Annotated in this window: 15 protein-coding genes; 14 read left to right on the top strand and 1 reads right to left on the bottom strand. The window is 49.2% G+C overall.

The window, feature by feature from the left end; genetic code table 11:
- The first annotated feature begins 65 nt into the window (after positions 1 to 65).
- From AC56AD_RS09535 to AC56AD_RS09520, 4 genes are read left to right on the top strand one after another with little or no spacing between them, the layout of a single operon-like run.
- Positions 66 to 1,010 (top strand): hypothetical protein, encoded by a 945-nt coding sequence (locus AC56AD_RS09535; protein WP_012508604.1) that lies wholly within the window; start codon positions 66 to 68, stop codon positions 1,008 to 1,010.
- A gap of 26 nt (positions 1,011 to 1,036) precedes the next feature.
- Complete coding sequence (locus AC56AD_RS09530; RefSeq protein ID WP_223293893.1) at positions 1,037 to 1,594, top strand: NADPH-dependent FMN reductase; 558 nt, start codon at positions 1,037 to 1,039, stop codon at positions 1,592 to 1,594.
- Positions 1,594 to 2,838, top strand: coding sequence for an Nramp family divalent metal transporter (locus tag AC56AD_RS09525; RefSeq protein ID WP_012508602.1), 1,245 nt, complete (start codon positions 1,594 to 1,596; stop codon positions 2,836 to 2,838). The genes AC56AD_RS09530 and AC56AD_RS09525 overlap by 1 nt, the downstream gene beginning before the upstream one ends.
- 1 nt (position 2,839) lies before the next feature.
- Positions 2,840 to 3,250 carry a universal stress protein gene (locus tag AC56AD_RS09520; RefSeq protein WP_012508601.1) on the top strand — a complete coding sequence of 137 codons (411 nt, stop codon included), beginning with the start codon at positions 2,840 to 2,842 and terminating at the stop codon, positions 3,248 to 3,250.
- Here AC56AD_RS09520 and AC56AD_RS09515 read toward each other — a convergent pair.
- Positions 3,234 to 4,874 (bottom strand): NFACT RNA binding domain-containing protein, encoded by a 1,641-nt coding sequence (locus AC56AD_RS09515; RefSeq protein ID WP_012508600.1) that lies wholly within the window; start codon positions 4,872 to 4,874, stop codon positions 3,234 to 3,236. The genes AC56AD_RS09520 and AC56AD_RS09515 overlap by 17 nt on opposite strands.
- A gap of 91 nt (positions 4,875 to 4,965) precedes the next feature.
- On the opposite strand from AC56AD_RS09515, the gene AC56AD_RS09510 reads away from it, so the two are divergent.
- From AC56AD_RS09510 to AC56AD_RS09465, 10 genes are all read left to right on the top strand, one after another.
- Positions 4,966 to 5,499: a deoxycytidylate deaminase gene (locus tag AC56AD_RS09510; RefSeq protein ID WP_012508599.1), complete on the top strand. Its 534-nt coding sequence runs from the start codon at positions 4,966 to 4,968 to the stop codon at positions 5,497 to 5,499.
- A 2-nt stretch (positions 5,500 to 5,501) separates the two neighbouring features.
- Complete coding sequence (gene ribD / locus AC56AD_RS09505; RefSeq protein ID WP_012508598.1) at positions 5,502 to 6,602, top strand: bifunctional diaminohydroxyphosphoribosylaminopyrimidine deaminase/5-amino-6-(5-phosphoribosylamino)uracil reductase RibD; 1,101 nt, start codon at positions 5,502 to 5,504, stop codon at positions 6,600 to 6,602.
- 40 nt (positions 6,603 to 6,642) lie between these two features.
- Positions 6,643 to 7,095, top strand: coding sequence for a DoxX family protein (locus AC56AD_RS09500; RefSeq protein WP_012508597.1), 453 nt, complete (start codon positions 6,643 to 6,645; stop codon positions 7,093 to 7,095).
- A 108-nt stretch (positions 7,096 to 7,203) separates the two neighbouring features.
- Positions 7,204 to 7,704 (top strand): thiol peroxidase, encoded by a 501-nt coding sequence (tpx, locus tag AC56AD_RS09495; RefSeq protein WP_012508596.1) that lies wholly within the window; start codon positions 7,204 to 7,206, stop codon positions 7,702 to 7,704.
- A gap of 23 nt (positions 7,705 to 7,727) precedes the next feature.
- On the top strand, positions 7,728 to 9,707 hold the full coding sequence (locus AC56AD_RS09490; protein ID WP_012508595.1) for an alpha-amylase family glycosyl hydrolase: 1,980 nt from the start codon (positions 7,728 to 7,730) through the stop codon (positions 9,705 to 9,707).
- Positions 9,708 to 9,782: 75 nt separating this feature from the next.
- Complete coding sequence (locus AC56AD_RS09485) at positions 9,783 to 10,439, top strand: riboflavin synthase (protein ID WP_012508594.1); 657 nt, start codon at positions 9,783 to 9,785, stop codon at positions 10,437 to 10,439.
- Positions 10,440 to 11,783, top strand: coding sequence for a replication-associated recombination protein A (locus AC56AD_RS09480; RefSeq protein WP_012508593.1), 1,344 nt, complete (start codon positions 10,440 to 10,442; stop codon positions 11,781 to 11,783). It abuts the gene before it with no gap.
- Between the two features lie 96 nt (positions 11,784 to 11,879).
- Positions 11,880 to 13,250 carry a TolC family protein gene (locus tag AC56AD_RS09475; protein ID WP_041526813.1) on the top strand — a complete coding sequence of 457 codons (1,371 nt, stop codon included), beginning with the start codon at positions 11,880 to 11,882 and terminating at the stop codon, positions 13,248 to 13,250.
- 128 nt (positions 13,251 to 13,378) lie between these two features.
- Complete coding sequence (locus AC56AD_RS09470) at positions 13,379 to 14,488, top strand: AAA family ATPase (RefSeq protein ID WP_012508591.1); 1,110 nt, start codon at positions 13,379 to 13,381, stop codon at positions 14,486 to 14,488.
- Positions 14,485 to 14,988, top strand: coding sequence for a hypothetical protein (locus AC56AD_RS09465; protein WP_012508590.1), 504 nt, complete (start codon positions 14,485 to 14,487; stop codon positions 14,986 to 14,988). The genes AC56AD_RS09470 and AC56AD_RS09465 overlap by 4 nt, the downstream gene beginning before the upstream one ends.
- Positions 14,989 to 15,078 lie beyond the last annotated feature (90 nt).

The raw sequence follows: 15,078 nt of genomic DNA, 5'->3' as shown, positions 1-15,078 counted from the left end.
GTAAGAAAGGAATACGTCACTTATCATCATTCGTTGATAACTAATCTTAATAAATCAAAATAGTTATGGGTCTGCAACTTGGTGAAGCCATCAAAATTGTGGCGCAAACAAAGGTCTATCTTCTCTACCGGACAGTGGTGTACAGTTCTATAGCCGTTGTTGTGGCACTCTTTCTTGCCATTCTTGTGCTTATCGGGAGTGTTTTCGGTAGCGGAGCTGCGGTTGTGCTGTTCATTATTGCCCTGCTTGCCGGTGGTTTTGGTTTCAGGCTTCTGCGTGAATATGTGCTCTATCTTCTTCAGGCAGGTCATATTGCCCTGATTACGGAGATTGCTGCAAAAGGGAGTTTACCATCAGGGATTTCCCAGACGGCATGGGCAAAAGAGCGGGTGATGCAATACTACAAAGAGGTAAGTGTTCTCGCTCTCGTTGATCAACTGGTGAAGGGGGTACTTGTTTCGCTCAACCGGACGCTCTTCAATGTGATGAATGCTTTGCCCATACCCGCGCTTGAAGGTCTTGCCAAAGTTGTGCAGCGCATCGTGAATTTCAGCCTTACCTATATTGATGAGTCGGTTATCGCCTATACCTTTCGTACCGGTAATGAGAATGTATTTGATGCTGCCCGATCAGGCATTATCATTTACTGTCAGTCATGGAAAGCGCTGCTGAAGAATGCCGTGGCGCTGACGCTGCTCAGTTATGTATTTGTTCTGCTGACCACCTTTGCCTTTATGCTTCCCCTTGGCGCTCTTGCCCTGTTTCTTCCCTCTTCATGGGGATTGGTCAAGTTTGCGCTCTTTGTCTTCTCTCTTTTTCTTGGCATATCGGCAAAATGGATTCTTTTTGATCCGGTTGCCTGTACTTCGACCTTGCTCACCTTTTTGAAGGAGGCTGAAATGGCGAGACCTGATCCGGCCTGGGAGGCAAAAATTGAGGCTGTCAGTGACAAGTTCCGTACCCTGAAGGAGAAAGCCGGAGAGGCGATGCGCCCGGCCTCAGGATTGTAAAGCAGCAAAAAAACCTTTAATCAGGCATGATGATGAGCCAATACCATATTGCTGTTGTTGTCGGCGCTCTTCGCAAGGGTTCATTTAATCGTAAGCTGGCACATGCAGTTGTGCGGCTTGCCCCTCCCGAGTTTTCGTTCAGTGAGGTGCAGATCGCTGATTTGCCGCTCTATAATGAGGATGATGATGCAAATCCTGCTGATGCTGTCAAACGTTTGAAGCTTGATATCAAGGCGGCTCAGGGCATTCTCTTTGTGACGCCTGAGTACAACCGTTCAATACCGGGTATTCTGAAAAATGTCCTGGATCATGGTTCGCGCCCTTATGGCAAGAGTGTATGGGCGGGAAAGCCTGCCGGGATTCTTGGTGTTTCGATTGGTTCTACCGGAACGGCTCTGGCTCAACAACATTTGCGTAACATTCTTGCATTTCTCGATGTTCCTACCCTCGGGCAGCCTGAAGCTTTTATTCAGATGAAAGAGGGGCTTTTTGATGAAGAGGGTAACATTGGCGCTGCGAGCAGGCATTTTTTGCAGAATTGGATGCAGCGCTATGTTGCCTGGGTAAAAAAGCACGCTCTCTGATGAAAGTGTCGGAGAGGAAGACTTTTTCGCTCAAGACACTTCTTGGTTTTCTTGGGCCAGGCTTTCTGGTAACGGTCGGCTTTGTTGATCCCGGCAACTGGGCGACGAATATTGAAGGGGGCTCAAAATTTGGTTATGAGCTGCTTTGGGTTGTTACGCTTGGTACGCTCATGCTGGTGCTCATTCAGCATATGGCGGCCAAACTCGGTATTGCCACAGGAAAGTCTCTGGCGGTCAATATCCGCGACCATTTTCCTAAGCAGGTTTCCGCTTTTCTGGGTGTGAGTGTGGTGCTTGCCTGCATTGCCACTGATGTTGCCGAGCTGCTTGGAGGCGCTATAGGCTTCAGCCTGCTGCTGGGGATGCCGCTCTGGATGGGAGCCTTGTTGACGCTGCTTCTGGAGCTTTTTCTGATTATCAGCCAGCGCTACCATCGGGTCGAAACCATCATTGTGGGTTTCCTTGGCGTTATCACTCTTTGCTATCTTGCCGAGCTTTTCATTGTGAGACCGGATTGGTCCGGGGTAGCTTCCGGCCTGGTTGTGCCGAGGGTTGGGCGGGAGAGCATTTATGTTGCTTTGGCGATTCTTGGAGCGCTGGTGATGCCGCACAATATTTTTCTCCATTCAAATGTCATTCACAGCAGGGAGTGGGGGATATCGGAGGAGGAGAAGAGGGAGCTGCTTCGCTATGAAAAGATGGATACCATCCTCGCCATGACACTTGGGTGGGTGGTGAACTCTTCGATGATTATTGTTGCCGCTGCCGTTTTTTTCCACAATCATGTTCCCATCAACAGTATCGAGCAGGCATCGGCAACACTGAAACCGCTTGCCGGGCCACTTGCCGGACTGCTCTTTGCCGTTGCGCTTGTTTTTTCGGGAGTCGGCTCTTCCATCACCTCTTCCATGGCGGAAGCTGATGTGATAACAGGTTTTCTGGGCAGACCGGCGGATCCGCGAACGATGTTCTATCGGGTTGCGGTCTTTGTTACCGCTATTCCGGCTCTTCTCGTCATTCTTTTCAGTCTTGATTCCTTTCGTATTCTGATTTTGAGCCAGGTGGTGTTGAGCCTTCAGCTTCCTTTTACCCTTATCCCTCTTTTGATGCTCTGTCGTGATCGCAAGGTGATGGGCAGTTTCAGAAGCGGTACCGTTGAGTTTCTTGCAGCCACTCTCATCTCTCTGCTTGTTATTGCTCTCAACAGCTATTTTCTTTATACAACCATAACCGGAGGAGACTGAGATGAAGGTTTACCGGGAGATTCTTGTTGCCATCGACTGCTCGCCGGTTGATGATTTTCTTGTCGAACAGGTATCGGCGCTTGCCCTGCAGCTTGGCGCCACGCTGCATCTGCTGCATGTTGTCCATTCCCACACCCTCGACCAGGAGCGCTTTCTTCGTTCAGAGACAACGCGTATTCTCGATCAATATCGCCAGAAACTGGAGGCAGAGGGGATTGGGGTGCGTGTGGTGATCAGGAGCGGAGAGCCGGAGCAGGAGATTCTCAGGGAGATTGAGGAGAGGCATTATGATCTTGTGGCAATGGCTGCCCATGGTCACAGTTTGCCGGAAAGAATTCTTTTCGGCAGCGTTTCAAGAACTCTGAGGCAAAATATCTCCATCCCGTTGTTGCTGATCAAACAGGATCGCTGAAGAGCCTGTTTGATGGTTTTACGAGCAGCACCTCTTCCCGCTCGACGATCACCTGGCCGATAGCGAGCTTTTTGCCGCGCCGGACATATTTTTTCAGGGTGTAGATCACCGGAACCAGTGAGGAGTGTTTTGCTGAGGAGTACCATGCTGCAATTTCGGCGGCTTTCCGGATTGCTGCGAGGTTGCTGAGTGTTGTGCCTTTCAGGACGCAGTGTGAGCCGGAGGCTCCCCGGGCATGGAGCCAGATGTCATTGGGCTTGGTATGGCTGAAGGTGAGCAGCTCGTTGTTTGCCGCATTTTTTCCGACAAGAAGGGTAATGGTTTGAGTGAGGTCTACTGTTCTGAATATTGGTGCCGTGCGGATATTTTTTAGTGCCGGAGCGCCGCCCGGACGGAGATTCTGTTGTTCAAGAAAGCGGCGAGCCTCTTTTGGGCTGGAGATCTTCTCTGTTGCGGCAAGAAGCTCTTCGAGTGCACTCTTTTCTTTTTGCAGCAGCAGGTGCCTCTCCCTCATTATTCGGAGTTTTTCTTTTGTGTTTGATGCTTTTGAAAAATAGGCTTCCGCATTTTTTTGCAAGGTCAGAGCCTCTTTCAATGCAATGGTTATGTCTGGCGCTCCAGGTTCAAATATGTTTTCGACCGTGATGCTTTTTCGATCATTTCCTGGCTGGTAGAGAGCTGCCATGAGCAGGTGGCCGCACTGTTCATAGTTCCGGGCAAACCCGTCAAGCAGTTCGGGGCTGAATCCTTCGAGAGCTTTCTGTTTTTTTTCGAGTTGTCGCAGCAGTTTTGAGCGCATCCCTTTCAGCTCCTCTTTTGTCTCCAGATAGCGGCGCATAGTGATGCTGTAGTGGGCAAGCCCTTCAAGAACAGAGTCAAAAGAGCGGCAGGATGCATGGCTGTTGTGCAGGAGAGTGAATTCCGGTTCCCCGTTTTCTTTTTCTGACACGGTAACCTGCGGGTCGAGCAGTTCGAAAAAGAGAGATTGAAAGCTGGTGAAGAGCGCTTCCGGGTTTTGCTCGTTTTTGGCGCGTTGCAGCAGCTCATGCACCAGTGTACGGTCAAAGCCCGGAAGGGTGGCAGCAACGCTCTCTGCGCTGTTTTCGCTTTTCAGATGGTTATAGCGTTCAAGAAAAAGGGTTTTGTTCATGGCAAGCCTTTCGAGTTCCCGTAAAACACTGCTCTTGTCATGAGCTGCCGGGCAGGGCTGGCCAGCAAGTGAACTGTTATGCTTGAAGGCATAGGTTATGCGTTCTTCCCTGACAAGAAAGAGGTTTGTGTTTGAACTGAAGAGTTGCAGTACCAGAAAGGCGTCAATGGCAAAATGGATATGGATCTCACGGTCAGAGGGAGAGATGGAAACGCCTTTCACGGTTTGCAAGGCGAGTTCGGTCATCAGGCTTGCTGAATTGACGTTTTTTTTCTTTTTACCTTCTCTTGTATAGAGGCAGAGCAGAGGGGTATGGGTGACAACAATAATCTGCAGGTGTTGACCGCTGAGAGTGATGAAACTGAGGGTCACTTCATTTTTATGCTCTGAAAAGATTTCTTCAAGATGGCCGCCCGCAAGACGCTGATGCAGTTCCATTGCTGCGTGGTAGAGGGTAAAGTAATTGCGTTGCATGATTGTTGAACAGGTTGCGTGAGCACGATCTTTTTGACTATTTTAGGTAAAATCCTGATTCTGTTTTTACAATGTATTAAATAACGTGACTATGCCGGAAGAAACGAAGAGCGGATGTTGCTGCCCGGGTGTGGAAGGAAATGAAGGTTCAGCAACTGAAAAGCGACTTGGCTGGCAGGAATATTTTATGAGCGTTGCCCATCTTATTTCACGCAGGGCGACTTGTACCAGGGGTCATATCGGTGCGGTCATCGTCAGGGAGAACAGTATTCTTTCGACCGGGTACAACGGAGCGCCATCCGGACTTCCTCACTGTAACGAAAGCAATTGCCGTATCTACCGCAGCATTCATCCTGATGGGACTGTCGAGGAGAACTGTGTTAACACCATCCATGCTGAAATCAATGCCATTGCCCAGGCTGCAAAGCATGGCGTATCGATCAAGGATTCCGATATCTACATTACGGCCAGTCCCTGTATCCACTGTTTGAAAGTGCTCATAAATGTGGGTATAAAGACCATCTACTATGATAAACCCTATAAAATAGAGCATATCGCTGAATTGCTCAGGCTTTCCGGCATCCGGCTGGTGCAGGTCAACGTGCAGAGTGACCAGAGGGGGTGAAGATGGTGCAGCATGATGATCTTTTTTTTATGAGGCGCGCCCTTGAACTTGCCGTGCTGGGTGCCGGATCGGTTAGCCCTAACCCCATGGTTGGCGCGGTTATTGTTTGTGACGGTGAGATTATTGGTGAAGGTTACCATCAGCAGTTTGGCGGGCCTCATGCCGAAGTCCATGCCATTGCGTCGGTGGAGGATGAGGCGTTGCTTCATCATTCGACACTCTATGTTACACTTGAGCCCTGTTCCCATTTTGGCAAAACTCCTCCCTGCAGCGATCTGATTGTTGAGAAGGGGATACCCCGTGTTGTCATCGGTTGCCGGGACCCTCATGTCAAGGTGGCTGGAAAGGGGATTGCAAAGCTGCAGGCAGCGGGGATCAGGGTTACTGAAGGGGTTTTGGAAGCGGAGTGTATCGGCTGTAATGAGGCTTTCATCAAAAGCCATACCACAGGGTTACCTTTTGTTTGCCTGAAACTGGCCCAGACCCTTGATGGTAAAATTGCGACCTCGCTTGGAGCCTCCCGCTGGATAACGGGGGAAGAGTCGAGAAGTGAGGTGCATCGCCTTCGGAGTATCTATGACGCGGTGATGGTTGGTGAGGCTACAGTTCGGGCAGATGATGCGCAACTGACCGTCAGGAACTGTTCCGGGCGTAATCCTCAGAGAGTTGTTCTTGATAGCCAGTTACGTTTGCCCCTCGAATCGAAAATTTTCGGATCTGAGGCGCCAACAATTGTTGTTGCGTCAACTTCATTTTCGGCTTCTCCAAAGGTTGCACAGTTGAGGGAGAGAGGTGTGACGGTGCTTTTTGTTGATGAGCATGTCGGCAAGCTTGATCTTCGCCAGGCGCTTGTGGAGTTGCATAAACGAGGCATTCTTTCGGTGCTGGTAGAGGGGGGGAGCCGCTTGTCGGCTGCATTCGTACGTGAAAAGCTTGTTGATAAAATTCTTATCTTTGTTGCGCCGAAACTCTTTGGTGGAGATGCCCTGAGCGCGTTTGCGCCGCTTGGTGTCAGCATGCCGGATCAGGCTGTGGATCTGCGTTTCGGGAGACCACACTTTTTTGGTCATGATCTGCTGCTTGAGGCTTACATTGCATCCTGAAGGGGGGAATCGAGCGGAGATAACTCTAAAAACAGTGGTTATGATGGTAAAAAAATATCCAAAAAGGAGGTTCCTTTTTATTGACCGTTTTGTTGATAATAGTGACCTTGGCAAATTGCTTCTGCGCCTTTCGCTTGGCACCATGATGCTTTTTCATGGAGTCAATAAACTGCAGCACGGATATGGTTTTGTGGAACAGATGCTTCTCAAGGCGGGGTTTCCGGGTTATCTCTCACATGGAATTCTTGTCGGGGAGCTTCTGGCCCCGCTTTTTATGATACTGGGCCTCTATACCCGCCAGGCAGCCCTCGCAATGTCAATTGTTATGCTTATGGCAATTTATCTTGTTCATACCAAAGAGCTTTTTTCGGTGACAGCACATGGTGGATATGCTCTTGAACTCCAGATACTCTATCTCTTTGGCTCACTTGCCGTTTTCTTTTTTGGTGCAGGAGGGTTCACGGTTTCTCGCGGCGGCAGTCAGTGGGATTGATGGCGCCAGAATTTGTAGTGAACGCATTCGCCTGAATTGCTGTTGTATCTTCGCTCGCTTTGTTTATTGCTCTTTATTCCTTATCAATCCTAACCGGAAACTATTTTTATGGCACAGATTACCTTCAAGGGCACTCCAGTTGAAACAGTCGGGACTCTTCCCGCCAAAGGTTCAGAAGCTCCTTTTTTTTGTCTGGTGAAAACCGATCTCACCGAAGCCGGACCTGCTGATTTCGGAAGTAAAAGAATAGTTCTCAATATCTTTCCGAGTCTTGATACGCCAGTCTGCGCTGCTTCAGTCAGGCAATTCAACAAGGAGGCTTCATCGCTCGACAATACGGTTGTGCTCTGTATCTCCGCCGATTTGCCCTTTGCCCACAAACGTTTTTGTGAAACCGAGGGGTTGAAAAATGTTGTTTCGCTCTCCGTTTTTCGCTCTCCCGAATTTGGTAGGGATTATGGTGTTACTCTTGCTACCGGCCCTCTGAAGGGGCTTCTTTCGCGCGCCATTGTTATTATTGATGCTGACGGGATCGTGCGCTACACCGAACAGGTGGCAGAAATTGTCGAAGAACCGGACTACAGTGCAGCGCTCAAGGTTCTTGCGTAAGTGTTTCAACCATAAAAATCATCATGATAATGAGTGCAAAAGCTGCAGGTATATCTGTTCCTGCCGTTGAACGACGGCTCAGTGATATAGATTTTCAGTCTCTCGTTGAAAAACGTCCTTTTTATCCCTCCCCAGCCTCATGGTCGGATGAGGTGCTCTATTTTCTTTTTCTTGACCGTTTTTCTGATGGCCGGGAGTATGGTGGATTTGGTGATACAAAAGGGAGGCCGGTGGCCAGGCACTCGGGAAAACGTACGACTCCACCCTTTAACCCCCTGACCGACAGTGGTACGGCGGAATGGACGAGTTGGTTTGAATCAGGAAAACAGTGGTGTGGCGGTACCATTGCCGGGATGAAGAAGAAACTTGGTTATCTCAAGAGGCTTGGCATAACGGCTATCTGGGTCAGTCCTGTTTTCCGGCAGGTAACGGGAAGTAACGATTATCATGGGTACGGTATCCAGAATTTTCTTGATGTTGATCCTCATTTCGGTAGCAGAGAGGAGCTGAAGGAGTTTGTGAAGGCGGCGCACGAGCTTGACATCAGGGTGATTCTTGATATCATCATCAATCATGCTGGTGACGTTTTTGCTTACGAGGGTAATCAGCGCCATTTTTATTCGGAAGGAAGAGAGTGGCCGGTCAGCGGTTACCGGCTTTCCAGTGGTGAGGCGGGCAGCATTCCCTTCAACACAGCTCCAGCCTGTTTTGAGAACGGAGCCTGGCCTGACGGGGCTGTCTGGCCTGAGGAGCTGCAGTCACCCGATACCTGGACCTGTCATGGAGAGATCATGCAGTGGGACTCTTTTCCTGAGTTTCTTGATGGTGATTTTTGTTCGCTCAAGGATATTCATCTTGGAGATGCCCTTCGTGATCCTTTTGTCGTTCAGGATATCGAACGGCGTGTCAAGGAGTTTACCCCTTCTCTGGCGCTTCGTTATTTGACCGATGTCTATCGCTTCTGGATTGCTTTTGCCGATCTTGACGGATTCCGGCTTGATACGGTCAAGCATATGGAGCCGGGGGCGGTGAGGTTTTTTGCGACCGCTATCCATGAATTTGCTGAATCAATCGGTAAGGAAAATTTTACGATTATTGGTGAAATCACAGGTGGTCGTTCTTATGCGGCAACCATTCTTGATACTACCGGTCTTGATGCTGCGCTTGGTATTGATGATCTTCCCGATAAACTTGAGTTTCTGGTCAAAGGGTGGAGGAGCCCCGGAAATCCCGAAACGGCAGAGCAGGAGGGTTATTTCGATCTTTTCCGCAACAGTATTCTCGATAACCGAAGGAGCCATCAATGGTATTCAAAGCATATTGTCACCATGCTTGATGATCATGACCAGGTTGGCGTCAATCACAAGTTTCGTTTTGCCGGTGATGCTGCCCGAAGCGCCCGTCTGCTTCCTGCAGCGCTTGGTCTTAACCTGACCTCAGCGGGTATTCCCTGCATTTATTACGGTACAGAACAGGGCTTTAACGGCGCTGATCCCCGTACGGATGACAACTCCTATAGTGATGTGTTTCTGCGGGAGTGCATGTTTGGAGGTGATTTCGGCTCCTTCAGGAGTAGCGGAAAACACTTTTTTAATGAGAAGAACGAGATTTACCGCTTTGTGCAGAAAGTAATCCGTCTGCGTCGCGAGCATCTTGAGCTTTCCCGTGGCCGGCAATATCTGCGGCCTGTGTCGGAGAGTGGTCGTGATGGTGAATTTTACTATCCTCAGCCAGTCAATGGTGAATTGCACTGGGTGATTGCCTGGTCACGAATTTTTGCCGGTTCGGAATCTCTTTGTGCAATCAATACCGATACCGAGCGCGAGCTTACCCTCTGGATTGTGGTAGACAGCGCTATTCATGCAGCGGGAAGTACCATGAACTGCCTTTTTTCTACTGATGCTCTTCAGCTTGGCCGCAGTGTTTCTGTTATGCCAATTGAGGGTTCTGCGGTACAAATTACGGTACCAGCGGCAGGGTTTGTGGTCTACGGTCAAGGGTGATATATTGAGCCGGGAAAGCCGGGTTTTGATGTATCATTGTGATGCTGTTTGTTTATTGAAGTGAATAGGAATACCATGTTTACTGGAATTATCAAGGATGTTGGCCGGGTGGGGGGAGTGACACGGCGTCAGGGAGGTCTGCGGCTCAGGGTGCAGTTCAGTAATGCTGCAGAGTTTGCTGACCTTTCTGTTGACGAGAGTGTGAGCATCAACGGCGCTTGCCAGACCGTTGTCGCTCTTGGAGAGGGGTGGTTTGAGGTCGATACTGTCGAGGAGACCCTCTCCAAAACAACGCTCGGCTCGCTCCATCATGGATCTCTCGTTAACCTTGAACGGGCGGTTCGTCCCCAGGATCGCCTTGGCGGCCATTTTGTGCTCGGCCATGTTGATTGTGCTGCCGTTGTCGAAAAAATCAGGGAGCTTGGTTCCAGCCGCGAAATCTGGATTGCATTTCCTGACGCTTTCAGCCCCTTTATTGTCTCTGCCGGTTCGATAACGATTGACGGCATCAGCCTGACCGTTGCAAAGCTTGAGCCCCTGCTTTTTGCTGTGGCGGTTATCCCGTATACCTTTGCCCAAACCACCATTAATGAGCTGAAATCAGGAAGCCGGGTGAACCTTGAGTTCGATATTCTTGGCAAATATGTGGCCCGCCAGCTTGGTCGCCCCCCCTCATCTGTCGCAGTCGCTTCGAAAATTGATGAGGGATGGCTCAGGGAGCAGGGATTTTAAATGGCGGAAACGGAAAACATGCAGTCCGATCTTTTCGGCTTTTCTGCCACTTCATCTGCCGGGGATTCTTTTCAGCCCCTTGCCGAACGGGTTCGACCGCATACCCTCGATGATATGGCAGGGCAGGAGCACCTGGTTGGAGCAAACGGGCCGCTTCGCAAATTTCTTTCCGGTGGCCAGATGCCCTCAATGATCTTCTGGGGCCCTCCCGGATCCGGTAAAACCACCCTCGCTGAAATTTGCGCCACATCACTCAACTACTCGTTTGAACAGCTTTCAGCCATCGATTCCGGAGTAAAGGAGGTGCGCAAGGCGCTTGAGCAGGCTGAGAAATCACGCCGTTCAGGTCGCAGAACCATCCTCTTTATTGATGAAATTCACCGCTTTAACAAGGCGCAGCAGGATACGCTGCTCCATGCGATAGAACAGGGGCTCATCGTGCTTATCGGCGCAACGACCGAAAACCCCTCCTTTGAGGTGAACGGCGCTCTGTTGAGCAGGATGCAGGTCTATATTCTCAAGCCTCTTGGCAGTGAAGAGATTGAGCTGGTTATTCGGCGCGCGCTGAAAGAGGATCGTCTGTTACGGGATCTCTCCATTGAGATTACCGACCTCGATTTTCTGCTCCAGTTTTCCGGCGGCGATGCACGTAAAGCATTGAACGCTGTCGAAGCGGCCATATCCCTTTTCCCGGAAGGCGCTTCAGAAATGGTGCTGACGAGGGAGCTGCTTGAGCGTGCCCTGCAGTACAAGGCGCCGATCTACGACAAGGGAGGAGAGAACCATTATGACATCATCTCCGCTTTTATCAAATCCATGCGGGGTTCCGATCCCGATGCAGCACTCTTCTGGCTTGCCCGCATGATCGAGGGAGGGGAAGATCCAAAATTCATCGCACGGCGGATGGTCATCTTCGCAAGCGAGGATATCGGTAATGCCGACCCCTATGCCATAACGCTTGCCATCGCTGTTTTTCAGGCAGTAGCGATGATTGGTATGCCCGAGGCACGCATCAATCTTGCCCAGGGAGTTACCTACCTTGCATCTGCACCAAAATCAAATGCAAGCTATCAGGGCATCAATGAAGCCATGCGTGAGGCCAAAGTGATGCAGGATCTCGCAGTTCCACTTCATCTGCGCAATGCGCCGACCAAACTCATGAAAAATGAAGGGTACGGCGCTGGCTACAAATACCCACACAGTTATCCTTTCCATTTTGTTTCGCAGCACTATTTTCCCGAAGGAATGGAGCCGAAAGCCTATTACCGTCCCGGTGATGAGGGGCGGGAAAAATATATTCGGGAGCGCCTCAGCCATTTATGGAGTGAGCGATACAGCCCCTGATTGTTATGAAACCTGATGCTCTTTGTATATTCTTTCGTGCCGTTGCGTTTCCAGAAAGCTGGAGGCAAGTTTTTTTTCATCAAGACTGACCCGTTTATGAACAGGATGAGACTGATACTTTTGTTGCTGCTGACTGTCCTTGTGCTCACCTCTCCCTTGTCGTTGCATGCTGCCGCCGCTGCGGGGGAGACAAAATCAATAACCCTTGACGATGCCGTGCGTATCGGGCTTGAGAGAAGTCGTATGCTTGAAATTGCGCGGCTTGACAGGGATATGGCCGGGCAAAAAATCCGGGAGACATGGTCGGAGGTGCTGCCTCAGCTTACAACCGGATTTACCTATACCCGCACACTGAAATCCTCCGTGCTGCTCTTGCCACCGGGCCAGGGTTTTCCCAGCACACTCGAAACAAGTTCCGATAATGCCGGACACGCTACCCTTGATCTTCGTCAGCCAATTTTCAATGTATCTGCTTTTACCGGTATCAAAGCGGCAAGTATTGTCCGGAAGATGAGCGAGGCAGCTTACCTGAATGCTGAAGCGTCCGTCGTTGCCGACATCAAGATCTCCTATTTTGATGCCCTCATTTCCAAAGATCAGTTGAAGCTCATTGAGCAGAGTATTGACCGCTGGGAGCAGTCAAGAAAGGATACTCGCGCCATGTTCCGTCAGGGTATTGCCGCTGATATCGATACCCTCAAGGCCTTTCTCTCGGTTGAAAATCTTCGCCCCGATCTTCTGCAAGCGCAAAACCGGGTGGCGATTACCATGACCAAGCTGAAAAATGTGATGGGAGTTCCTGCCGACAGCAGCATCGTGCTGAGTGGCAAGCTTGAACTCTCTTCGGCCACCTATCCTGCGGATATTGCTGCGGCATATCGTGAAGCGCTTGATGCAAGGCCCGATCTTCGCCAGCTTGATTTTCAGGTCAAGGCAGAGGGTGAAAAAGTCAGCGCTGTGCGTGCCGAACGCTTTCCTGTGATCTCGGCATTCGGCAAGCTGGAGACGCAAACAGCATTTAATGATGATGTCCGTACCGTTGATTCGGTTTGGCCATCCTCCTCTTCAGTTGGCCTTCAGTTCACCATGCCGATTTTTACAGGGTATCGCATCAGCTCCCAGGTTGAGCAGGCAAAGATAGCCCAACTGCAGACCCGCACAAGGCTTGAAGATTTGAGGGCAAACATCAGGGCTGAAATTGAGGTTCGGGTATTAAATTTCAGGGAGTCGCAAAAGAGAATTGAGGTGCAGTCCCAAACCATAGGTGTTGCGGAACGCAGTTACAGCATATCGCTCCTCCGTTTCAAGGAGGGTATTGGCTCCCGTCTTGAGTTAACGGATGCCGAACTCCAGCTCAACAAGGCAAAAACCAACTATCTGCAGGCCGTTTACGACTATCTTGTAGCAGGCGTTCAGCTCGAAAAGGCCTTGGGGCGTTCACGTGTTGAGGTTGCTTTACAGGGTTGATTGACCGGAACAATAATTCATGTGCGTTCTGCTCCTGATTAACTTGTTCAAGTGATCGTGATCTTCAGTAATTTCACGTAGTTGGTCATTCAGGATGTATTGCTTGATTAATAGAAAATTGCTGTGTGATGATTCAAAGACTTTATGTACACAACTACAGATGTCTGGAAAATTTTGAGCTTAATTTAAAAGAATTCCAATCAGCTCTTCTTATCGGAAAAAACGGTTCAGGTAAATCCACCATATCGTATGTGCTGGAGCTGTTTCAATCTATCGGCAGAGGTGTAAACAGAGTAAAAGAGCTTGTTCAGTCCAAGGATTTTTCACGTGGAAGATCCGATGTGCCGATGCGCTTTGAAATAGAGATATTGCTGGGCGAGAATTTATACAAATATGTGCTTGCTTTTGATTTGCCGGAAAAATTCAAAGAGCTTCGCGTTCTTGAAGAGCAACTTATCGTTTCTGAGCAGCCGGTTTATCTCCGAAAAGAGGCTTCCGTTACTCTTGCCAAAAGCCCGGGAAATCATCAGCCTCAGTTTTCAGTTGACTGGCATCTTGTTGCGCTTCCGGTAATTCAGGAAAAGTCAGAAACTGATCCCCTTCGTATTTTCAGAACATGGCTTGCCAACATGATTATCTTAGCTCCAATTCCGGGTTTTATGACGGGAAAGTCCAGCGGTGAAACCTTTCAAGCCAAACGTGATGGATCAAACTTCGGAGAGTGGTTTTCCGGCCTGCTCAGTCTTTATCCAGCAGCTTATACGGAGCTTGATAAATATCTCCGTGAAGTGATCCCTGATATCAAGGATATTCAGAACAAGGTGATTGGCGAAGATGCCAAAAGTATGGTTGTTCAATTTGAAGCAAACCAGGCAACACTTAAACTTGACTTTAAAGACTTATCAGACGGCGAAAAATGCTTTTTTCTCTGTTCTGTTGTCCTTGCTGCTAATAAGTTTTATGGACCGCTTTTCTGCTTCTGGGACGAACCAGACAACTATCTCTCCTTGTCAGAGGTTGGACATTTTATAACAGCATTGCGCCGGTCATTCAAATGCAGCGGCCAAATTCTGGTAACTTCACACAATGAAGAAGCTATCCGCAAGTTTTCGAATGACAACATTTTTGTGCTTGATCGGAAAAGCCATCTGGAACCAACATTGATAAGATTGCTCAGTGATATACCTTTCAACGGCAATCTCGCTGAATCCCTTATTCGTGGAGATATAGAGCTATGAGTGGAAACAGGGAAAAGCCGCATGTCATTGTTTTGCCGGAAGACGAGGCTAACGAAAAAATTGCAATCGGTTTTACGCTTTCCCTGAATATTAACGCCCGCTCGATTATCATTGACAAATTCGCGGGAGGCTGGCGAAAGGTGGTGTCGAAATTTACAGCTCAACTTGTTCCGGAAATGCGAAAATACAGGGCATGTATTGTCCTCTTGCTGATTGATTTTGACTGTTACGAAGGGTGTTCTCACAAAGAACGGTTACATAGGGTGACATGCGATATTCCGGATGATCTGAAAAACAGGGTGTTTGTTCTTGGAGTGCTGTCTGAACCAGAGAAGTTAAAGACAAAATGCAGAAAGAGTTTTGAGCAAATTGGCGAAATTCTTGCAGATGGTTGTCCCGATAACAAAAATGAGCTATGGATGGATGAGCTTATGAAGCATAATGAAGATGAACTCAGCCGCATCCTGTTATCGGTCAGGCCATTTTTATTCAGTGTCTGAAAGAGAAACCGTCATGCTTATGAAAATTGAGTTAATGTTTTTTTATATAGTGGACCCCGAATTTTAGACAGTGGTTTAAGTTGTTAACTT

This window comes from Pelodictyon clathratiforme, from assembly GCF_982375515.1.
Note: the sequence above shows the minus strand (reverse complement) of the source record. Positions and strands in the feature narration are given on the sequence as shown.